The organism is Streptomyces sp. SYP-A7185 (assembly GCF_046103685.1).
Classification (GTDB): Bacteria; Actinomycetota; Actinomycetes; order Streptomycetales; family Streptomycetaceae; genus Streptomyces.
The window spans coordinates 5,541,204-5,560,811 of sequence record NZ_CP122310.1 but is presented as its reverse complement, the minus strand read 5'-3'; the positions used below and the strand labels follow the sequence as shown (position 1 = coordinate 5,560,811).

Genomic DNA, 19,608 nt, shown 5'->3' with positions numbered 1-19,608 from the left:
GGCTGCTCACGCTCCGGCGGTGGCGACGAGGACGGCGGCGACGGCCAGGACGACGGTGCCCGCGAGCAGCGCGCTCAGATAGGTCTGTACGTTGCCGGTCTGCGCGCGGCGGACGGCCGCGCCGAGCCAGCGGGGTGCGGTGCCCGCGCCGCGTACGTACGTGTCGACGACCTCGCGGTCGAGGAACCGGACGAGGCGCGCGGCGGCCTGCACGGGGCGCACGAACAGCGCGGCGTACACGGCGTCGAGGTGGAAACCGACGGCGGCGTGCCGGTGCAGCGGGCCGAGCAGGAGGCGGCCGGGGTCGGCCGGGTCGTGGGCGGCGGCCACGTCTCCGTAGGCAGGGGTGTGCGTGGCGATGGCCTCGGCCTCGACGACTCCTCCGTCGGCTCCCGCGTCGGCGGCGACCGCGCCCATCGGGTGGCGGGCGGCGAGCGCCGTGGTGTGGCGCCACGCTCCGTACGTGACCAGTCCGCCGACGAGTGCGAGGCCCGTGCCCAGGACGGAGGTGGTGAGGGTCGGGGTGAGCGCGTGGCCGTCGAACCAGTCCGGCAGGTGGCCGACGGTGAGGCCGAAGGCGAGTGAGGGGACGGCGAGCACCCAGAGCACGGCGGTCATCGTGACGGGCTCCCTGGTTGGGGTCTCCCCTGCTCGAACGGAGTTGAGAGCTTGGGAAAGGTCGGGGGCTTCGGGGCCCCGGCCGTTGAAGGCGAGCAGCCACAGACGCGTCGCGTAGGCGGCGGTGAGGAGGGCGGTGAGCAGACCGGCGATCAGGACGATCCAGCCCGCCGAGACGGGGGCGGTCTCGGAGTGGCCCGTGGCCGCGTGCTCGGCGGCGCCCAGGACGGCCTCCTTGGAGAAGAAGCCGCTGAAGGGCGGGATCGCGGCGAGCGCGAGGAGCGCCACGGTCATCGTCCAGAAGGCGTCGGGGACGCGGTCGCGCAGGCCCTTCATGCGGGACATCGCGGCGAGCGAGTTGGTGCCGGCGGCGTGGATGATCACGCCCGCGCCGAGGAAGAGGAGCGCCTTGAAGGCGCCGTGCGACAGGAGGTGGAAGACGGCGGCACCGCGGTCGCCGACGGCGAGGGCGCCGGTCAGATAGCCGAGCTGGCCGATCGTCGAGTAGGCGAGGACGCGTTTGATGTCGTCCTGGGCGAGCGCCGCGAGGGCCGAGCCGGCCATCGTGACGGCGGCCATGACGGCGAGGACCACCAGGGCCGCCGACGAGGCGGCGAAGACCGGGAGGAGCCGGGCCACGAAGTAGACACCGGCGGCGACCATCGTCGCGGCGTGGATGAGCGCGGAGACGGGCGTGGGGCCCGCCATCGCGTCGGGCAGCCAGGTGTGCAGCGGGAACTGCGCCGACTTGCCCGCCACACCGGCCAGGAGCAGCAGGGCGATCAGCGTCGGGTGGTCGAGGCCGCCGACGGCGACCTTCCCGAGGATCGTCGTGATGCGGAACGAACCGGTGTCGACGGCGAGCGCGAACAGGCCGATGAGGAAGGGGACGTCGCCGAGCTTGGTGACCAGAAAGGCCTTGAGGGAGGCGGCGCGGGCTTCGGGCGTCTCCCAGTAGTGGCCGACGAGGAAGTACGAGCAGATGCCCATGATCTCCCAGCCGACCAGGAGCACCATCAGGTCGCCGGAGTAGACGACGAGCAGCATCGCGGAGGTGAAGAGGGAGACGAGAGCGGCGTACGAGGGGTAGCGCGGGTCGTCGCGCAGATAGCCCGTCGAGTAGATCTGCACGCAGGAGGCGACGACGCCGACCAGGACGGCGACGAGGGCGGCGAAGCCGTCGACGTGCAGGGCGAGTTCGACGGGGACCGAGCCGGTCGGGGTGAGCTCGGTGGCGGAGTCGATGTCGGCGCCGCCGCCGTGGCGGGCGGCGACCAGGACGGCGAGGACCAGCGCCACCAGGGTGGGCAGCACCGCGAGGGGGCGTACGAGACCGGGGACGGTGCGGCCGAGCAGCAGGCCGGCGACCGCGCCGAGGAACGGCAGGAGGGGGACGAGTACGGCGAGGGTGGTCGTGGTCACGCGGTGGCCTCAGCCTTCTGCGACGCCGTCGGCGTCTGCGGCTCCTGTGCCGGGGCGGGCTCTTCGGTGGCCGCGCCCTCGGTGTCGTCATCGTCGTCGCCGTCGTCGGGGCCGGGGCCTTCGGCGGTGTCGCGAAGGTCGTCGACGGCGGAGGAGCCGCGGTTGCGGTAGACCGCCAGGACGATCGCGAGGCCGATGCCGATCTCCGCCGCGGCGATGGCGATGGTGAAGAGGGTCAGGGCCTGGCCGGAGTGGAGGGCGTCGCGGAGCCAGACGTCGAAGGCGACCAGGTTGAGGTTGACCGCGTTGAGCATGAGCTCGACGGACATCAGGACCAGGATCGCGTTGCGGCGGGCGAGCACTCCGTACAGGCCCACGCAGAAGAGGAGGACGGCCAGGACGGCGGGATAGGCGAGGTGCATCAGCGCTGCTCCTTCTCGCCGGGGGCACCGAGGGTGGGGGTGTCGCCGGGGGCGCCGGGGGTGGAGGTGTCGCCGGGGGCGCCGTTCAGGCGGGTCATGCGGGCGTTCCTGCGGGAGAGGACGATCGCGCCGACCAGGGCGGCGAGCAGCAGGACCGAGAGGGCCTCGAAGGGCAGCACCCAGTGCTGGAAGAGGAACTTCCCGGTCACCGCGGTGGAGCCCTGGGCCTCGTCGGCGGCGCGGTCGAGGTCGATCCAGGTCGTCCGGAAGGCGTCGACGACGACCCAGACCAGGGCGGCCGCGGCGAGGACGGCCACCGCGAGGGCGACCGGGCGGTTGCCCGAATCGGCGTCCGGGGAGCGGCCGATGGGGGCCCGCGTCAGCATCAGGCCGAAGAGGAGGAGGACGACGACGGAACCGACGTAGATCAGTACCTGCACCCAGGCGATGAACTCGGCGGTGAGCAGGAGGTACTCGACGGCCAGGCCGCCGAGGGTCGCCACGAGCCACAGGGCGGCGTGCACGAGCTGCTTGGTGGTGACGGTGACGATCGCCGAGCCGAGGGTGACGAGGCCGACCAGGAGGAAGGCGATCTCCACTCCGGTCGGGGAGAGGAAGCCCTGGGGGGCGTTGGCCGCCAGGGGGGCGGTGGCTGCGAGGGTCACGCGTCTCCCTCCGGTTCCCGGGCGGCCGCCTCTTCCCGGGCGGCTTCGGCTGCGGCGGCTTCGGCTGCGGCTGCCTCCTGGGCCGCCGCGAGTTTCTCCGCCGCCTTGCGGGCGGTGGCGATCTCCTTGGGCTCCTCGGCCGCGGGGTCCAGGGCGGGCGGGGCCGGGACCGTCCACATCCAGTCGCGGAGCTTGTCGCGCTCGTGGGTGAGCTCGTGGATGTCGGTCTCGGCGTACTCGAACTCCGGGGACCAGAACAGTGCGTCGAAAGGGCAGACCTCGATGCAGATGCCGCAGTACATGCAGAGGGAGAAGTCGATGGCGAAACGGTCGAGGACGTTGCGGCTGCGCTCGCGGCCGCCCTCGACGGCCGGCGGGACCGTCTCCTTGTGGGAGTCGATGTAGATGCACCAGTCCGGGCACTCACGGGCGCAGAGCATGCAGACCGTGCAGTTCTCCTCGAAGAGCCCGATGACGCCCCGGGTGCGGGGCGGGAGTTCGGGCTGGTGCTCCGGGTACTGCTCGGTGACGGTCTTCTTCGTCATCGTGCGGAGGGTGACGGCGAGGCCCTTGGCCAGACCGGAACCGGGGATCCGTGACCGGGTGGGCGGGTGAGACGCGGCCATTTAGTTGATCGCCACCTTCACGATTCCGGTGAGCGCGATCTGCGCGAGGGCGAGCGGGACGAGGAGGGTCCAGGAGAGCTTCTGGAGCTGGTCCTCGCGGAGACGGGGGTAACTGACGCGGAGCCAGATCACGACGAAGGCGAGCAGGCCCGTCTTGAGCAGGGTCCAGACCCAGCCGAGGCCGTCGGCGCCCCACGGGCCGTGCCAGCCGCCGAGGAAGAGGACGGTGGTGAGGCCGCAGAGGACGACGATTCCGGCGTACTCGGCGAGCAGGAAGAGGGCGAAGCGCAGGCCCGTGTACTCGGTGTACGCGCCGAAGATGATCTCCGAGTCGGCGACCGGCATGTCGAAGGGCGGGCGCTGGAGTTCGGCGAGGCCCGCGACGAAGAAGACGAGGGCGCCGACGATCTGCCAGGGCAGCCACCACCACTCGAAGGCGTTCAGGATGCCGGGCAGCGAGACCGTCCCGGCCGCCATCGCGACCGAGGCCGCGGCGAGCAGCATCGGGAGTTCGTACGCCAGGAGCTGGGCGGCGGTGCGCAGGCCGCCGAGGAGCGAGAACTTGTTGGCGCTGGCCCAGCCCGCCATGAGCGAGCCGAGTACGCCGACGCCCATGACCGCGAGGACGAAGAAGATGCCGGCGTCGACGAGCTGGCCGACGGCGCCTTCGCTCGGGCCAATGGGGATGGCGATGAGGACCAGGAGGTACGGCAGGAGGGCGATGGCCGGGGCGAGCTGGAAGATGCGGCGGTCGGCGTCGGCCGGTACGACGTCTTCCTTCTGCGCGAACTTGACCCCGTCGGCGACGAGCTGGGCCCAGCCGTGGAATCCGCCGGCGTACATGGGGCCGAGGCGGCCCTGCATGTGGGCCATCACCTTGTGCTCGGTCTGGCCGACGACCAGCGGCAGGACGAGGAAGACGGCGAAGACGATGAGGAGCCGCAGGGCGACGTCAAGCACGTCGGTCACTCCGAGCCTCCTGAGCGGTCATCGTCGGGGGTGGCGGGGTCGGCGGGGTCGGTGGGGGTGGCGAGGTCGGCGGGGGTGGCGCCTGGTTCGGCCGGGTGGGGCTTGGTGGGGGCGGGTCCGGCTGGGTCGGGCTTGGTGGCGTCGGGTTCGGCTGGGTCGGGCTTGGTGGGGCCGGGCCCGGCTGGGTCGGGCTTGGTGGCGTCGGCGTCCGGCTTGGCTGCGGAGGAGTCCTTGGCTGATGCCGGGTCCGAGGCAGTCGTTTCCTTCGCCGGGGCTGTCGATTCCTTCGCCGTGGCCGTCGTTTCCTCTGCCGGGGCCGTCGACTCCTTCGCCGCGGCCGTCGTTTTCTCCGCCGGGTCGAACGCCGGGCGGGCCTGGTGCCAGGGGGCGTCGGAGCTGGGGGCCGGGGCTTCGGGCTTCGCCGCGGGAGCCGAGGCCGGGGCCGCAGCCTCCGGGGTCACGTCCGGCTTCGGCTCCGGGGCCGCAGCCCCAGGGGTCACGCCGGGCTTCGACTCCGAGGCCGCAGCCCCAGGGGTTACGTCCGGCTTCGGCGCCGGGGTCGCAGCCTCAGGGGGCACGCCAGGCTTTGGCTCCCCCGGCGGCTTCGCTTGCGGTGACGGCTCTGCCTGGGGGCGTTGGGATGCCGAGCCCTGGCCGGCGCTGCGGGCCCGGCGGGGGGCCGGGGTCTCCGTCGGGGCGGCGGGCGCCTGGCTGGCCGAGCCCTCGCCCGCCGTGCGCGCCCGGCGTACGGGGCGGTCACCCGCCGCGCGGGCGGCGCCGCGGGCCGGGCGGGCCGGGGCCGCGGGGAGTTGGCCCTTCAGGGGGCCCCATTCGTTCGGGTCGGGCACGCCGGGAGGCAGCATCTGGCGGCGCTTGGGACCGCCGTGCTCCGACTCCCCCGGCTCCTTCGCGCCGGGCCATGCCTTGGCGACCCGGGCCGCCAGGACGAAGTCCTTGCGCAGGGGGTGCCCCTCGAAGGTGTCCGGCAGCAGCAGCGGCACCAGGTGCGGGTGACCCTCGAAAGCGACGCCGAACATCTCGTGCGTCTCGCGCTCGTGCCACGCCGCGCCCGCGTAGACGTCGACCGCGGTCGGCAGGACCGGGGCCTCGTGCGGAACGGTCGTACGGATGAGGAGGCGGCGTACGGGAGCCAGGGCGACGACGTGGGCCGAGACGTGGAAGCCGGTGCCCGGTTCGTCGACGGCGCTCAGCCAGTCGAAGTAAGTGCAGGTCAGGGTCGTGCGCGCGGTTTCCAGCGCGGCGATCCAGGAGCCGGGCGGAACGTCGACCGTGAGGAGGTCGTACGACTCGTCCGCCGTGGCGTCCGCGCCGAAGAGCTCCTCGACGGGGCTCGGCAGCCAGCCGGTCATGCCTTCCCCTCCCCCGGCGCCGGGGCGTCCTGCGCCGCCGGCGGCTTCACGAGCCCGCTCCGGAGAGCCGCCGCCGAAGGCCGCTTGCCGTCGCCGTTGCCGTACCGCTCGCCCAGCGACTCCGCCGCGATCTTCTCCTGGAGCTTGAGGATGCCCTGGAGCAGCGCCTCGGGCCGGGGCGGGCAGCCGGGGACGTAGACGTCGACCGGGATGATCTGGTCGACGCCCTTGGTCACCGCGTACGAATCCCAGTACGGGCCGCCGCAGTTGGAGCATGCACCGAACGAGATGACGTACTTCGGCTCGGGCATCTGCTCGTACAGGCGCTTCACGGCCGGGGCCATCTTGTCCGTGACCGTGCCGGAGACGACCATCAGGTCGGCCTGGCGCGGCCCCGGCGCGAAGGGGATCACACCGAGCCGGATGAAGTCGTGCCGGGCCATGGAGGCGGCGATGAACTCGATGGCGCAGCAGGCCAGGCCGAAGTTGAAGACCCACAGCGAGTACCGGCGGCCCCAGTTGAGGACCACCTTCATCGGCTCGGGAGCCAGACGTGAGAGCACGCCGAGCTTCTGCGGCTCGGAACGCAGCACCGGCTCCGGCAGATCCACGGAGGCGGAGGCGGCAGCGGGGCCGGAGGCGGGGACGGAAGCGGAAGCGGAAGCGGGGGTCACGTCCATGTGAGGACGCCCTTCTTGTATGCGTACAGCAGGCCCACGGTCAGGAAGCCGAGGAAGACGAACATCTCCACCAGCGTCGTCGCACCGTAGCCGGGCGCGGCGAAGACCGTCGCCCAGGGAAAGAGGAAGATCGAGTCGACGGCGAAGATGACGTAGAGGAACGCGTAGACGTAGTAGCGGACCTGGGTGTGGGCCCAGCCCTCGCCCACCGGGTCGACGCCGCACTCGTACGTCAGGAGCTTCTCGGGTGTCGGCACGACGGGCCGCAGCAGCCGCCCCGCGCCGAAGGCGACGGCGACGAACAGCACGCCGACGAGGGCGAGCAGTCCGACGACGGAGTACGACTGGTAGTAGCTCGCCGCGACATTCGTCACGTGCACGTCAGCCCCTCACTCCCTGAACTCCTTGAGCGCTTCGCGGTCACGGACCACCGATCACTGATCACCAGTCGCTGACCGCTGATCGCTGATCGCTGACCGCTGTTCGACGATCTGTACGCACGGGAGTCTAGGGCCTGCTAAAGACGAGGTAAGCAGAGCGTCACGCATCGGCAAGCACCGGTCGCCGCGGCGGGTGGGGTTATCCCCCGGGCATCCGGGCGGTCCTCCTCATGGCATCGCGGCGGCGAGCCGTGCACCCTAACGCGTATGACCGCACGCGCCTTGTCCTCGTCCCCTTCCCCGGCGTACCCGGCGTACCCGGTGTATCCGGCGGCTCCGCCCCCGCCGCCGCCCGTGCGCTTCGCCTCGTACGACCGGCAGACCTGGAAGGAGATCGCGCACCTTCTCGCCAATCTGCCGATCGGCGTGGCCGGTTTCGTCTATGTCGTCGTGGCGCTCGCGGCCGGCGGCGGTCTCGCCGTGACGGTCGTCGGCCTGCCGCTGCTCGCCAGCGCGCTGGGCGGCTCGCGGCTGATCGGCAAGGCGGAGCGGTCGCGGGCGCGGAAGCTGCTCGGGGTGCGGGTGGACGAGCCGAGCCCGATGCCGAGGCAGCGGGGGCACGGTTTCTTCAGCTGGCTGTGGTCGAGCCTGAAGGACCCGGTCGGCTGGCGCACGATGCTGTACTCGTTCATGCGGCTGCCCTGGGGCGTGGTCACCTTCGTCGTCTCCCTGACCGGACTGATCGTGCTCTGGCCGGTGCTGCCGTACGTCGTGCGCGGTCTGACCAACGCCGACCGGGTGATGGTGCGCGGCCTCCTGTCGCCCTCCGACGAACTGGAGCGGCGGATCGTGGAGTTGGAGTCGGACCGCGGGGTCGTCGTCGACACCGCGGCGGCCGACCTGCGCCGCATCGAGCGCGACCTGCACGACGGGGCACAGGCCCGCCTGGTGGCCCTCGCCATGGGACTCGGCCTGGCCAAGGAGAAGCTCCTGGAGGACCCCGACACGGCGGCGGCGATGGTCGACGAGGCGCACGGCGAGGTGAAGCTCGCTCTCCAGGAGCTGCGCGACCTGGCCCGCGGCATCCACCCGGCGGTCCTGACCGACCGCGGCCTGGACGCGGCGCTGTCCTCGGTGGCCTCGCGGTGCACGGTCCCGGTGAAGGTGACCGCCGATCTGCCGATGCGCCCGGCCGCCGCGATCGAGGGCATCGCGTACTTCACGGTCTCCGAGTTGCTGCAGAACGTCAGCAAGCACAGCGGGGCGCGCTCGGCCTCCGTGGACGTGTGGCGCTCCGACCAGCGGCTGCTCATCCAGGTGTGGGACGACGGGCGGGGCGGCGCGAGCCTGGACGGGGGCACGGGCATGGCGGGGCTGGCGGACCGGCTCGGCGCGGTGGACGGCCTGTTCGTCATCGAGTCGCCGGAGGGCGGACCCACGACGATCACGGCGGAGCTGCCCTGGCGGGACCGCGACCGGGACCAGCCGGCCCGGACGTAGGCGCCCGGAGGCCCCGGGGGTAGGGAAAACCCCCGGGACAAGACACCTACGCACCACATGGTCCGGATCAGCCTCGGCCGACACTCTTGAGATACGACGACGCACGACGGAGTACGACGACGCACGACGAAGTACGACGAGACACGGGCGGCGCCGAAGCAGACCAGCCAGATCAGGCAGACCAGCCAGACCCGGCAGACCCGGCAGACCCGGCAGCCCAGGCAGACCAAGCAGAAACGGACGACACTGATGGCCACCGAGTACGGACAGGAGTACGGGCGCATGGACCGTTCGGAGTTCCGGGGATCCGACCTCGACGAGCGACGCCATCGCCTCCCCTCCGGGCTGCGCGCGCCGATCGAGGCCCGCGCCTGGAAGGAGTTCGGCTATGTGCTCCTCAGCCTGCCGATCAGCATCGCCACCTTCGCCTTCACGGTCACGATGCTCTCGCTCGGCGTCGGTCTGCTGATCACGTTCATCGGCATCCCGGTGCTCGCCGCCGGGCTCGCCGCCTGCCGGGGCATCGGCTCGGTGGAGCGCGTGCGGGCGCGGGCCCTCCTGGGCGTCGAGGTGGCCGACCCCGAGCCGCTGCGGCCCAAGAACGGCGGCGGGGCCATGGCCTGGATGGGGGCCGTGCTCAAGAGCGGCGTCTCCTGGCGGCACGTCCTCTACTCCGTCCTGCACATGCCCTGGGCGATCTTCTCGTTCACCGTGTCGGTGGTCTTCTGGACGTACGGCTGGGCGATGCTCACGTACCCGCTGTGGCGGTGGGTCTTCCCCGCCTACGCCGGCCAGGACGGCATCCAGCTCTACGGCGACGACGGTCACCGCATCTACCTGGACAACCCCTTCGAGATCGGCGTCACCGCCCTCACCGGCCTGATCATCACGCTGGCCACGCCCTGGATCATCCGGGCCCTGACCACCGTCGACCGCGTCATGGTGGCCGGGCTGCTCGGCCCGTCGAGCCTGGCCACGCGTGTCGTCGAACTGGAGTCGGACCGCGGAGTCGTCGTCGACACGGCGGCCGCCGACCTGCGCCGCATCGAGCGCGACCTGCACGACGGGGCACAGGCCCGCCTGGTGGCGCTCGCCATGGACCTGGGCCTGGCCAAGGAGAAGCTGACGGAGGACCCGGAGGCCGCGGCGCGCATGGTGGGCGAGGCGCACGGCGAGGTGAAGGTGGCCCTCCAGGAGCTGCGCGACCTGGCCCGCGGCATCCACCCGGCGGTCCTGACCGACCGCGGCCTGGACGCGGCGCTGTCCTCGCTCGCCGCCCGGTGCACGGTCCCGGTCCAGGTCGAGGTGGACCTGCCCGCGCGGCCCGCCGCCGCGATCGAGGGCATCGCGTACTTCACGGTCTCCGAACTCCTTCAGAACATAAGCAAGCACGCGCGGGCCTCCCGTGGCTCGGTCGACGTCTGGCAGGTCGAGGACCGGCTGATGCTCCAGGTCACCGACGACGGCGCCGGGGGCGCGGACGTGACCGCGGGGTCCGGCCTCGCGGGGCTCGCCGAGCGGCTCGACGCGGTCGACGGGATCCTGGTCGTCGACTCGCCGGTGGGCGGGCCCACGACGGTGACCGCCGAGCTGCCCTGGCGTGCGTAGCCCCGGGCTTCCTTCCGCAGGCCCACTTGATCGTCCCGCCGCGCGGGGCGGTCGGGTGGGCTCTGCCCATGTCCGGCCCGGCGCGCGCGCCCGCTTTCCCGTCCTTGGCCGCACCCGCCGGGGACTGACACGGGCAAGCGGTTGTCCGTCAACGCCGTAACGCCCCCTCGTACGCGCGATACTGAGGTGCCGGGGGACCACCAGAACCAGATATGCCGGGGGGCCGTGAACGTGGAGGACAAAGTGCGGGTCGTCATCGCCGAGGATTCGGTGTTGCTCAGGGAGGGGCTGACCCGGTTGCTGACCGACCGCGGGCACGACGTCGTCGCGGGGGTCGGCGACGCCGACGCACTGATCAAGACCATCAACGAACTCTCCTCGGCGGGCGAGCTGCCCGACGTGGTCGTCGCCGACGTGCGGATGCCGCCGACGCACACCGACGAGGGGGTGCGGGCCGCGGTGCACCTGCGCCACCAGTTCCCGGGGCTCGGCGTGCTCGTCCTCTCGCAGTACGTCGAGGAGCAGTACGCCACCGAGCTCCTGGCGGGATCAAGCCGGGGTGTCGGCTATCTGCTCAAGGACCGCGTCGCCGAGGTGCGCGAGTTCGTGGACGCCGTGGTGCGCGTCGCGCAGGGCGGTACCGCGCTCGATCCGGAGGTCGTGGCGCAGCTGCTCGGCCGCAGCCGCAAGCAGGACGTCCTCGCGGGGCTTACTCCACGCGAGCGCGAGGTACTCGGTCTGATGGCCGAGGGACGGACCAACTCGGCGGTGGCCCGGCAGCTGGTGGTGAGCGACGGTGCGGTCGAGAAGCACGTCAGCAACATCTTCCTGAAGCTGGGGTTGTCGCAGAGTGACGGGGATCACCGGCGGGTGCTTGCGGTCCTCACCTACCTCAACTCGTAGCGATCTGACACCCTGTCAGATATTTGGCACCACGGAAAAGCAATGGCAGCAACAGGAGCACGGAGAACGGTCCTAGAACCAAAGGATGAGTGGGGGGCGTCTTTCATGGCGGCCTGGGGGTGCGGCACACCATGACAAAACGGGGCATAGAAGCGTCTCAAAAGTGGGTCCGCCATGCGATCAACCCCAGGAAGGTGACCCTTACAGACGTAGGGTGGGCCTTGGGAAGGCCGGTCGCCCAGCCCTTCCCGCTCAGCCGCCCGAGGGAGGTCCAGTTCAGTGACCAGCCAGGTCAGTAGCCCAGCCGAGCAGGCCGATGGGGCAGTCGTCGGAGAGCAGCGCAAGCCCGCTGGTGAGAAGGATGTACGCCGTCTGGACCGGGTGATCATCCGCTTCGCGGGTGACTCCGGTGACGGCATGCAGCTCACCGGTGACCGGTTCACTTCGGAGACGGCGTCCTTCGGGAACGACCTCTCGACACTGCCGAACTTCCCCGCCGAGATCCGTGCTCCTGCCGGGACCCTGCCGGGTGTCTCCTCCTTTCAGCTGCATTTCGCCGACCACGACATCCTCACGCCGGGCGACGCGCCGAACGTCCTGGTCGCGATGAACCCGGCGGCCCTGAAGGCGAACATCGCCGACGTGCCGCGCGGCGCGGAGATCATCGTCAACACCGACGAGTTCACCAAACGGGCGATGCAGAAGGTCGGTTACGAGGCCTCGCCCCTGGAAGACGGTTCGCTGGACGGATACAGCGTCCACCCGGTGCCGCTGACGACGCTGACGGTCGAGGCCCTCAAGGAGTTCGACCTCTCGCGCAAGGACGCCGGCCGCAGCAAGAACATGTTCGCGCTGGGGCTGCTGTCGTGGATGTACCACCGCCCGACCGAGGGAACCGAGAAGTTCCTGCGGACGAAGTTCGCCAAGAAGCCGGACATCGCGGAGGCGAACATCGCCGCCTTCCACGCCGGCTGGAACTTCGGCGAGACGACCGAGGACTTCGCGGTCTCGTACGAGGTCGCCCCCGCCGCCCAGGCCTTCCCGACCGGCACCTACCGCAACATCTCGGGGAATCTGGCCCTGTCGTACGGCCTGATCGCGGCGGGCCGGCTGGCGGATCTGCCGCTCTATCTGGGCTCGTACCCGATCACTCCGGCGTCCGACATCCTGCATGAGCTGTCCAAGCACAAGAACTTCGGGGTGCGGACCTTCCAGGCCGAGGACGAGATCGCGGGCATCGGTGCCGCGCTGGGGGCGGCCTTCGGCGGTTCGCTGGCGGTGACCACGACGTCGGGGCCCGGGGTGGCGCTGAAGTCGGAGACGATCGGTCTGGCGGTGTCGTTGGAGCTGCCGCTGCTGGTCGTGGACATCCAGCGCGGCGGGCCCTCCACCGGGCTGCCGACCAAGACCGAGCAGGCGGACCTGCTCCAGGCGATGTTCGGGCGCAACGGCGAGGCGCCGGTGCCGATCGTGGCGCCCAGGACGCCGGCCGACTGCTTCGACGCGGCCATCGAGGCCGCCCGGATCGCGGTCAGCTACCGCACCCCGGTGTTCTTGCTGTCGGACGGCTATCTGGCCAACGGCTCCGAGCCCTGGCGCATCCCGGACACCGACGAACTGCCGGACCTGCGCGTGCAGTTCGCCTCGGGCACCAACCACACCGAGGACGACGGCACCGAGGTCTTCTGGCCCTACAAGCGCGACCCGCAGACGCTGGCCCGGCCGTGGGCGATCCCCGGCACGCCCGGTCTCGAACACCGCATCGGCGGCATCGAGAAGCAGGACGGCACGGGCAACATCTCCTACGATCCGGCCAACCACGACTTCATGGTCCGCACCCGCCAGGCCAAGATCGACGGCATCGAGGTCCCGGACCTGGAGGTCGACGACGCCACCGGCGACGCCAAGTTGCTGGTCCTGGGCTGGGGTTCGACGTATGGGCCCATCACCGCCGCCGTGCGGCGGCTGCGGGCGGTCGGCGAGAGCGTGGCGCAGGCCCATCTGCGCCACCTCAACCCCTTCCCGCGGAATCTGGGCGAGGTCCTGAAGCGTTACGACAAGGTGGTGATTCCCGAGATGAACCTCGGGCAGCTCGCCACCCTCATCCGCGCCAAGTACCTCGTGGACGCGGTCTCGTACAACCAGGTCAATGGAATGCCGTTCAAGGCCGAGCAGCTCGCCACCGCTCTCAAGGAGGCCATCAATGGCTGACACGAAGACCGAAGGCACCGGGAGCACGATCGAAGCGCTTTCGCTGGTGCCCAAGGCCGAGGCCAAGCAGTCCATGAAGGACTTCAAGTCCGATCAGGAGGTGCGCTGGTGCCCCGGCTGCGGTGACTACGCCGTGCTGGCCGCCGTGCAGGGCTTCATGCCCGAACTGGGACTGGCCAAGGAGAACATCGTCTTCGTCTCCGGCATCGGCTGCTCCTCCCGCTTCCCGTACTACATGAACACCTACGGGATGCACTCCATCCACGGCCGCGCCCCGGCCATCGCCACCGGCCTGGCCTCCTCCCGCCGCGATCTGAGCGTATGGGTGGTCACCGGCGACGGCGACGCCCTGTCCATCGGCGGCAACCACCTCATCCACGCCCTGCGCCGCAACGTCAACCTCAAGATCCTGCTGTTCAACAACCGGATCTACGGCCTCACCAAAGGCCAGTACAGCCCCACCTCCGAAGTCGGCAAGATCACCAAATCCACGCCGATGGGCTCCCTGGACGCACCCTTCAACCCCGTATCCCTGGCCATCGGCGCCGAAGCCAGCTTCGTGGCCCGCACCGTGGACTCCGACCGCAAACACCTCACCGGCGTACTGCGCGCGGCCGCCGAACACCCCGGCACCGCCCTGGTGGAGATCTACCAGAACTGCAACATCTTCAACGACGGCGCCTTCGAAGTCCTCAAGGACAAACAACAGGCCGAAGAAGCCGTCATCCGCCTGGAACACGGACAGCCCATCCGCTTCGGCCAACCCCGGCCAGACGGCCTGGGCGCCCAGGGCGTCCTCCGCGACCCGGCCACCGGCGACCTCAAAGTCGTCCCGGTCACCCCCGAGACCGAGCCGCACATCCTGATCCACGACGCGCACTCGACCTCACCCACCCTGGCCTTCGCCCTGTCCCGGCTCGCGGACCCCGACACCCTGCACCACACCCCCATCGGCGTCTTCCGCGACGTCGAGCGCCCCGTATACGACACCCTGATGTCCGACCAGCTCGACACCGCCATCGAACACAACGGCAAGGGCGACCTCGCCGCCCTCCTCGCCGGCGGCGACACCTGGACCGTCGTCGGCTAGCTCAAGCCGCCTGCGCGAGCGCACGCTTCGGGGCCCGGTTCTGATCCTTCAGGACCGGGCCTCGTCGTATGCCGCGCGTGCCTTCTCCACGTCCGGCAGGCGTCGCTCGGTCCACTCGGCGAGCGCCCGGACCTGTCCGCCGACCTCGCGCCCCAGGTCCGTGAGGGAGTAGTCGACGCGCGGCGGGATGACCGGCTTGGCGTCGCGGTGGACGAGGCCGTCGCGCTCCAGGGTCTGGAGCGTCTGCGTCAGCATCTTCTCGCTGACCCGGCCAAGCGCCCTGCGCAGCTCGCTGAAGCGGTACGAGCGCTCGTCCAGGGCGATCAGGACGAGCACGCCCCAGCGGCTCGTGACGTGCTCCAGGACGAGGCGCTGCGGGCACATGCCCTCGTCACCGAGGTTCCACGTGCTTACTGTCATGCCAGTACCTTACTTCAAAGTGGGTACTTTCCAATAGTTAGCGCTAGACGTAGGCTCATCGTCAGAACCACACCAAAGGGAGATAGCAGACATGAGCATCGTCGTCACCGGAGCCACCGGACACCTCGGCCGCCTCGTCGTGGAAGGACTGCTCGACGCGCAGGTGCCCGCCGGGCAGATCGCCGCCGTCGTCCGCGACAAGGAGAAGGCCGCCGATCTCGCCGCGCGCGGCGTCGAGGTGCGGATCGCCGACTACAGCGCGCCCGAGACCCTGTCGGGCGCCTTCGCCGCTGGCGACAGGGTCCTGCTGATCTCCGGCAGCGAGGTCGGGCAGCGCGTGCCGCAGCACACGGCGGTGATCGACGCGGCCCGTGCGGCGGGCGTCGCGCTCCTCGCGTACACCGGGGTCCTGGGCGGGCCCGACGCCGACTTCGACCTCGCGGCCGAGCACAAGGTGACCGAGCAGCTGATCCTCGACTCCGGCCTTCCGTACACGTTCCTGCGCAACGGCTGGTACCACGAGAACTACACCGCCAACCTCGCCCCCGTCCTGGAGCACGGCGCCGTCGTCGCCTCCGCGGGCGAGGGCCGGGTCGCCTCCGCCGCGCGCGCCGACTACGCGGCGGCGGCCGTCGCCGTCCTGACGGGCGAAGGCCACGAGGGCAAGACGTACGAGCTGAGCGGTGACGTCGCCTGGAGCCTCGCCGAGTACGCCGCCGAGATCGCCCGGCAGACCGGCAAGGACATCTCGTACGCGAACGTCTCCCCCGAGGAGAACCTCGCGATCCTGACCGGTGCCGGGCTGCCCGAGCAGTTCGCCGCGATCCTCGTCGACGTGGACTCGGCCATCGAGCGGGGCCTGCTGGCCGGCACGAACGGTGACCTCTCCCGCCTCATCGGGCGGCCGACGACTCCGGTCGCCGACGCGATCTCGGCCGCGCTCAAGGGCTGAATCCGCAGGTCGTACGGGTGGTGCCCGCAGGGCGGGCCGGGCGCGCGGGGGCTCGGAGGGGGCGCGTGGGGGGCTCGGAAGCGGGCGCGCGCGGGACTCGGAAGGGGGCACGCGGGGAGGGTGGCGGCGGGCTCGTCGGGGTTGTGGCGGCGGGTCCGTCGGGGGTGTGGCGGCGCGCTCGTCGGGGGTGTGGCGGCGGGCTCGTCGGGAGGGTGGCGGCCCGCTCGTCGGGGGTGTGTAGGGCGTCATGAGCGTTTTCGCGAGACGGGCATGACACGGAGGCGCCCGTGCCGCTACCTTCTTGGGGGCAGCGTGGGGCTGCCGCGCACCAAGGAGGGGCCGTGGACACCGCCGCAGCTGAGCAGTCGAAGGGCGAACAGCGCATAGGACTGCTGAACGGCATCGCGGCCTACGGGATGTGGGGCCTCGTGCCCCTCTTCTGGCCCCTCCTGAAGCCCGCGGGCGCGGGCGAGATCCTCGCGCACCGCATGGCGTGGTCGCTCGTCGTGGTCGGCATCGCGCTCCTGGCCGTGCGGCGCTGGGCCTGGGCGGGCGAGCTGATCCGCCAACCGCGCAAGCTGAGCCTCGTGACGATCGCCGCGGCGGTCATCACGATCAACTGGGGCGTCTACATCTGGGCCGTGAACTCCGGCCACGTCGTCGAAGCCTCCCTCGGCTACTTCATCAACCCCCTGGTCACCATCGCCATGGGAGTCCTGCTCCTCGGCGAACGGCTGCGTCCCGTGCAGTGGGCGGCCGTCGCCGTCGGCCTTGCGGCGGTCCTCGTGCTCGCCTTCGGGTACGGGCAGCCGCCGTGGATCTCGCTCTGCCTCGCCTTCTCCTTCGCCACGTACGGCCTGGTGAAGAAGAAGGTCGGCCTCAGCGGTCTGGAGTCGCTCGCCGCCGAGACCGCGATCCAGTTCCTGCCCGCGGTCGGGTTCCTGGTGTGGCTGAGCCTGCGCGGCGACGCCACGTTCGGCGCGGAGGGCTTCGGACACGGGGCGCTGCTCGCGGCGACCGGCGTGGTCACCGCCATCCCCCTGGTCTGCTTCGGCGCCGCCGCGATCCGGGTGCCGCTCGCGACACTGGGGATGCTGCAATACCTCGCGCCCGTCTTCCAGTTCCTCCTCGGCATCCTGTACTTCCACGAGGCGATGCCGCCCGAGCGGTGGGCCGGGTTCGCGCTGGTGTGGCTGGCGCTGACCCTGCTGACCTGGGACGCCGTGCGTGGCGCGCGGCGCAACGCGGTGCGGCTTGCCGCTGCGCGCCACGCCTCCGTCACGTCGCCGCCCGCCGCCGGGCGCGAGACCGAGCCGATGACGCCCACCGCGGGGCGGGACACGGAGTCGGCGGTCTGACCGGGGAGCGGGCGGCCGGCCTGATCAGGGCTGCTGGTCGCCGGTCGTCGGTCGCCGATCGTCGGTCGCCGATCGTCGGTCGCCGATCGTCGGCTGCCGGTCATCAGTCGTCCTGGGTGACGCGCGCCCTTCCCCGCACACTTCTCACGGGCCCTCTCAGCTTCGGGGCGCCGTCGACTTCGCGTACACGCTGAAGTCGCGTGGCTCCCGGCCCAGGACATCGCGTACGCCCGTCGTCGGCGGCGCGTTGTGGCCGTCCGCCAGCCAGGCGAGGACGTCCGCGAGGGCGCGGGCCGTGTCGGCGGGGACGCCGTCCGCGGTCAGCTCCGCCACGTACGCGTCCGCCGTGATGTGCTCGAAGCGCATCGGCCGCCCCCACGCGTCCGCCAGCTCGGCGACCGCGTCGGCGAAGGACAGCGCGCGCGGCCCCGACAGTTCGTACGTACGGCCCGTGTGCCCGTCCTCGGTGAGCAGCGTGGCGGCCACGTCCGCGATGTCCTCGGCGTCGATGAACGGTTCGGGCACGTCGCCGACGGGCAGCGCGAGACGGCCCGCGCGCAGGGGTCCGGCGAAGATGTCCTCGTCGAAGTTCTGCGAGAAGTTGTTGGGGCGGATCACCGTCCAGTCCACGCCCGCCGCGCGCACCACGCGTTCGGCCTCCGCCATGGACGGCTCGAAGGAGTCGCCGAACACCTCGACGCCCCGCCCGGACAGGACCACGAAGCGGCGTACACCCGCCGCCGTCGCTTGGTCGACGAAGTCGGCGATCGGCTCGGGCGTGGGCGGGCCGACCAGGTAGAGGGCGCTCACGCCGTCCAGGGCCGGGGCCCAGGTGGCGCGGTCGGTCCAGTCGAAGCGGGTCTCGCCGGAGCGGGACGCCGCGCGTACGGCACGGCCCTGGTCCCGCAGCCGGGCCACCAGGCGGCGGCCGGTCTTGCCGGTGGCGCCGAGGACGAGGATGAGGGCGTCGGAGGGCAGGGTGGTCTTCGCGTCGTCGGTCATGGTGACAGCCAACTCCCCCGCGCCGCCCGGTCACATGGGCGCCCGTCTCGCCCGCATGGGAGTTCGTCCACGAGGTCCTGGCACCGTCCACCGGGGCCGGGCGCCGTCTACGGTGGACGGCATGGACGCTCTGGGGGATCTGCTGCGAGGGGTGCGCGCGGACGGCGCGCTGTTCGACCGGGCCGTACTGACGGGGCCCTGGGAGACCGGTCACACCGAGGGGGCGGCCCTGACGCTGATCACGGTGCTCCGCGGCTCGGCCCGGGTCACCGTCGCGTCGGGCGAGCCGCGCACCCTGCGGGAGGCGGACGCCGCCCTGGTCTGCACGACGGCACCGTTCACCCTCGCGTCCGCCGCCGACGACCGCGAGAGCGAGCTGATCACCGGGGCCTACCAGCTGGACGGGGCCGTGGGCCGCCGCCTGATCAGCATGCTGCCGCCGCTGCTTGTGGTGCCGTCGGGCGAGGACTGCCTGCCCATCCTGGAGCTGATCGCCGCGGAGGTGGCCGCCGACCGGCCCGGGCGCCAGTACGTGATGGACCGGATGCTCGACTGGATGCTGGCCTGCACCCTGCGCGACTGGTTCGACCTGCCGGAAGCCTGCCCGCCCGCCTGGTACCGCGCGCTCGGCGACGAGGTGGTCGGCCCCGCCCTGCACGCCCTGCACGACGAGCCCGCGCGGCCCTGGACGGTGGCGTCGCTCGCCGCGCGCGCCCAGGTGTCGCGCGCGGCCTTCGCCCGGCAGTTCGCCGAGCTGGTCGGCAGGCCCCCCATGGCCTACCTCACCGAGTGGCGCATGACGCTCGCCGCCGAGCTGCTCGCCGAGCCGGGCGCGACGGTGGCGTCCGTGGCCGGGCAGGTCGGCTACGCGGACGCGTTCGGCTTCAGCGACGCCTTCAAGCGCACCCGGGGCATCTCCCCCAGCAGCCACCGCGCCTCGCTGACGGCGGGGGGCAAGGGGGCGGGGGCGTTGCGGGTGGCGGGGTGAAGGGCGCCGGGGGGCTGGGGGGGGCTGCGCAGGAGGGTTGCCCCCGGCTTCGGGCCGAGGGGTTACCCCCGGCGGCTTCGGGCCGACGGACGAGGGTCAGCACCGGTCGCCTGTCGGCGAGGGGGCGGGGTCCCTCGCCGTCCGTGCGGGGGCGGGGCTTCTCGCCGTCCGCGAGGGGTGGTGGTCCTCGCCCGTCCGCGAGGGGTGATGGTCATCGCCCGCTCGCGAGAGATGGTGGACCTCGCCCGCTCATGAGAGGTGGTGGACCTCGCCCGCCCGCGAGAGGTGGCGGCCCTCGCCCGCCCGCGAGAGGTGGCGGCCCTCGCCCGCCCGCGCGGGGGCGGGGCTACTCACCGTCCGCGAGAGGCGGTGGCGCTCGCCGTCCGCGCGAGCTGATGGTCCTCGCCCGTCCGCGCGGGGTGGC

At 71.7% G+C, this 19,608-nt stretch carries 18 protein-coding genes; 8 read left to right on the top strand and 10 right to left on the bottom strand.

The window, feature by feature from the left end:
* Window positions 1-6 precede the first annotated feature (6 nt).
* The 8 genes from QBL25_RS24400 to QBL25_RS24365 are packed head-to-tail and all read right to left on the bottom strand — an operon-like array spanning window position 7 to window position 7,152.
* Window positions 7-2,040 carry an NADH-quinone oxidoreductase subunit L gene (locus tag QBL25_RS24400; RefSeq protein ID WP_409059134.1) on the bottom strand — a complete coding sequence of 678 codons (2,034 nt, stop codon included), beginning with the start codon at window positions 2,038-2,040 and terminating at the stop codon, window positions 7-9.
* Entirely contained in the window at window positions 2,037-2,462 is a 426-nt protein-coding gene (gene nuoK, locus QBL25_RS24395; protein WP_409059133.1) for an NADH-quinone oxidoreductase subunit NuoK, read from the bottom strand. Before nuoK ends, QBL25_RS24400 begins: the two co-directional genes overlap by 4 nt.
* Window positions 2,462-3,127: an NADH-quinone oxidoreductase subunit J gene (locus tag QBL25_RS24390; RefSeq protein ID WP_409059132.1), complete on the bottom strand. Its 666-nt coding sequence runs from the start codon at window positions 3,125-3,127 to the stop codon at window positions 2,462-2,464. The genes nuoK and QBL25_RS24390 overlap by 1 nt, the downstream gene beginning before the upstream one ends.
* Window positions 3,124-3,753 (bottom strand): NuoI/complex I 23 kDa subunit family protein, encoded by a 630-nt coding sequence (locus tag QBL25_RS24385; RefSeq protein WP_409059131.1) that lies wholly within the window; start codon window positions 3,751-3,753, stop codon window positions 3,124-3,126. Before QBL25_RS24385 ends, QBL25_RS24390 begins: the two co-directional genes overlap by 4 nt.
* A complete protein-coding gene (locus QBL25_RS24380) occupies window positions 3,754-4,722 on the bottom strand; it encodes a complex I subunit 1/NuoH family protein (RefSeq protein WP_409059130.1) in 969 nt (322 codons plus the stop codon).
* Entirely contained in the window at window positions 4,719-6,092 is a 1,374-nt protein-coding gene (locus QBL25_RS24375) for an NADH-quinone oxidoreductase subunit C (RefSeq protein WP_409059129.1), read from the bottom strand. Before QBL25_RS24375 ends, QBL25_RS24380 begins: the two co-directional genes overlap by 4 nt.
* Window positions 6,089-6,772: an NADH-quinone oxidoreductase subunit B gene (locus tag QBL25_RS24370; protein WP_409059128.1), complete on the bottom strand. Its 684-nt coding sequence runs from the start codon at window positions 6,770-6,772 to the stop codon at window positions 6,089-6,091. Before QBL25_RS24370 ends, QBL25_RS24375 begins: the two co-directional genes overlap by 4 nt.
* Window positions 6,763-7,152, bottom strand: a complete 390-nt coding sequence (locus QBL25_RS24365) for an NADH-quinone oxidoreductase subunit A (RefSeq protein ID WP_409059127.1) — start codon at window positions 7,150-7,152, stop codon at window positions 6,763-6,765. Before QBL25_RS24365 ends, QBL25_RS24370 begins: the two co-directional genes overlap by 10 nt.
* 267 nt (window positions 7,153-7,419) lie before the next feature.
* Between QBL25_RS24365 and QBL25_RS24360 the strand changes: the two genes are divergently transcribed.
* The 5 genes from QBL25_RS24360 (at window position 7,420) to QBL25_RS24340 (ending at window position 14,464) form a co-directional block, all read left to right on the top strand.
* Window positions 7,420-8,652 (top strand): sensor histidine kinase, encoded by a 1,233-nt coding sequence (locus QBL25_RS24360; RefSeq protein ID WP_409059126.1) that lies wholly within the window; start codon window positions 7,420-7,422, stop codon window positions 8,650-8,652.
* Window positions 8,653-8,901: 249 nt separating this feature from the next.
* The gene (locus QBL25_RS24355; RefSeq protein WP_409059125.1) at window positions 8,902-10,260 is read left to right on the top strand and encodes a sensor histidine kinase; all 1,359 of its coding nucleotides are present in this window, start codon (window positions 8,902-8,904) and stop codon (window positions 10,258-10,260) included.
* A 243-nt stretch (window positions 10,261-10,503) separates the two neighbouring features.
* Entirely contained in the window at window positions 10,504-11,163 is a 660-nt protein-coding gene (locus QBL25_RS24350; RefSeq protein ID WP_409062760.1) for a LuxR C-terminal-related transcriptional regulator, read from the top strand.
* Window positions 11,164-11,442: 279 nt separating this feature from the next.
* Window positions 11,443-13,374, top strand: coding sequence for a 2-oxoacid:acceptor oxidoreductase subunit alpha (locus QBL25_RS24345; protein WP_409059124.1), 1,932 nt, complete (start codon window positions 11,443-11,445; stop codon window positions 13,372-13,374).
* Window positions 13,367-14,464: a 2-oxoacid:ferredoxin oxidoreductase subunit beta gene (locus tag QBL25_RS24340; protein WP_409059123.1), complete on the top strand. Its 1,098-nt coding sequence runs from the start codon at window positions 13,367-13,369 to the stop codon at window positions 14,462-14,464. The genes QBL25_RS24345 and QBL25_RS24340 overlap by 8 nt, the downstream gene beginning before the upstream one ends.
* Before the next feature lie 48 nt (window positions 14,465-14,512).
* On the opposite strand, the gene QBL25_RS24335 is transcribed toward QBL25_RS24340, so the two are convergent.
* Complete coding sequence (locus QBL25_RS24335) at window positions 14,513-14,884, bottom strand: winged helix-turn-helix transcriptional regulator (protein ID WP_409059122.1); 372 nt, start codon at window positions 14,882-14,884, stop codon at window positions 14,513-14,515.
* A 91-nt stretch (window positions 14,885-14,975) separates the two neighbouring features.
* Between QBL25_RS24335 and QBL25_RS24330 the strand changes: the two genes are divergently transcribed.
* Window positions 14,976-15,836, top strand: coding sequence for an SDR family oxidoreductase (locus tag QBL25_RS24330; RefSeq protein ID WP_409059121.1), 861 nt, complete (start codon window positions 14,976-14,978; stop codon window positions 15,834-15,836).
* A gap of 341 nt (window positions 15,837-16,177) precedes the next feature.
* Window positions 16,178-17,194 (top strand): EamA family transporter RarD, encoded by a 1,017-nt coding sequence (rarD, locus tag QBL25_RS24325; RefSeq protein WP_409059120.1) that lies wholly within the window; start codon window positions 16,178-16,180, stop codon window positions 17,192-17,194.
* Window positions 17,195-17,350: 156 nt separating this feature from the next.
* Here rarD and QBL25_RS24320 read toward each other — a convergent pair whose 3' ends face one another.
* Window positions 17,351-18,196, bottom strand: coding sequence for an NAD(P)H-binding protein (locus QBL25_RS24320; protein ID WP_409059119.1), 846 nt, complete (start codon window positions 18,194-18,196; stop codon window positions 17,351-17,353).
* A 121-nt stretch (window positions 18,197-18,317) separates the two neighbouring features.
* On the opposite strand from QBL25_RS24320, the gene QBL25_RS24315 reads away from it, so the two are divergent.
* Window positions 18,318-19,184 (top strand): AraC family transcriptional regulator, encoded by an 867-nt coding sequence (locus tag QBL25_RS24315; protein WP_409059118.1) that lies wholly within the window; start codon window positions 18,318-18,320, stop codon window positions 19,182-19,184.
* Window positions 19,185-19,608 lie beyond the last annotated feature (424 nt).

What these genes read in the sequence shown, in the direction of transcription:
- nuoK (WP_409059133.1), bottom strand. Translation starts at nt 2,462, where the DNA reads ATGCACCTCGCCTATCCCGCCGTCCTGGCCGTCCTCCTCTTCTGCGTG.
- QBL25_RS24385 (WP_409059131.1), bottom strand. Translation starts at nt 3,753, where the DNA reads ATGGCCGCGTCTCACCCGCCCACCCGGTCACGGATCCCCGGTTCCGGT.
- QBL25_RS24375 (WP_409059129.1), bottom strand. Translation starts at nt 6,092, where the DNA reads ATGACCGGCTGGCTGCCGAGCCCCGTCGAGGAGCTCTTCGGCGCGGAC.
- QBL25_RS24370 (WP_409059128.1), bottom strand. Translation starts at nt 6,772, where the DNA reads ATGGACGTGACCCCCGCTTCCGCTTCCGCTTCCGTCCCCGCCTCCGGC.
- QBL25_RS24360 (WP_409059126.1), top strand. Translation starts at nt 7,420, where the DNA reads ATGACCGCACGCGCCTTGTCCTCGTCCCCTTCCCCGGCGTACCCGGCG.
- QBL25_RS24355 (WP_409059125.1), top strand. Translation starts at nt 8,902, where the DNA reads ATGGCCACCGAGTACGGACAGGAGTACGGGCGCATGGACCGTTCGGAG.
- QBL25_RS24340 (WP_409059123.1), top strand. Translation starts at nt 13,367, where the DNA reads ATGGCTGACACGAAGACCGAAGGCACCGGGAGCACGATCGAAGCGCTT.
- QBL25_RS24335 (WP_409059122.1), bottom strand. Translation starts at nt 14,884, where the DNA reads ATGACAGTAAGCACGTGGAACCTCGGTGACGAGGGCATGTGCCCGCAG.
- QBL25_RS24330 (WP_409059121.1), top strand. Translation starts at nt 14,976, where the DNA reads ATGAGCATCGTCGTCACCGGAGCCACCGGACACCTCGGCCGCCTCGTC.
- QBL25_RS24320 (WP_409059119.1), bottom strand. Translation starts at nt 18,196, where the DNA reads ATGACCGACGACGCGAAGACCACCCTGCCCTCCGACGCCCTCATCCTC.
- QBL25_RS24315 (WP_409059118.1), top strand. Translation starts at nt 18,318, where the DNA reads ATGGACGCTCTGGGGGATCTGCTGCGAGGGGTGCGCGCGGACGGCGCG.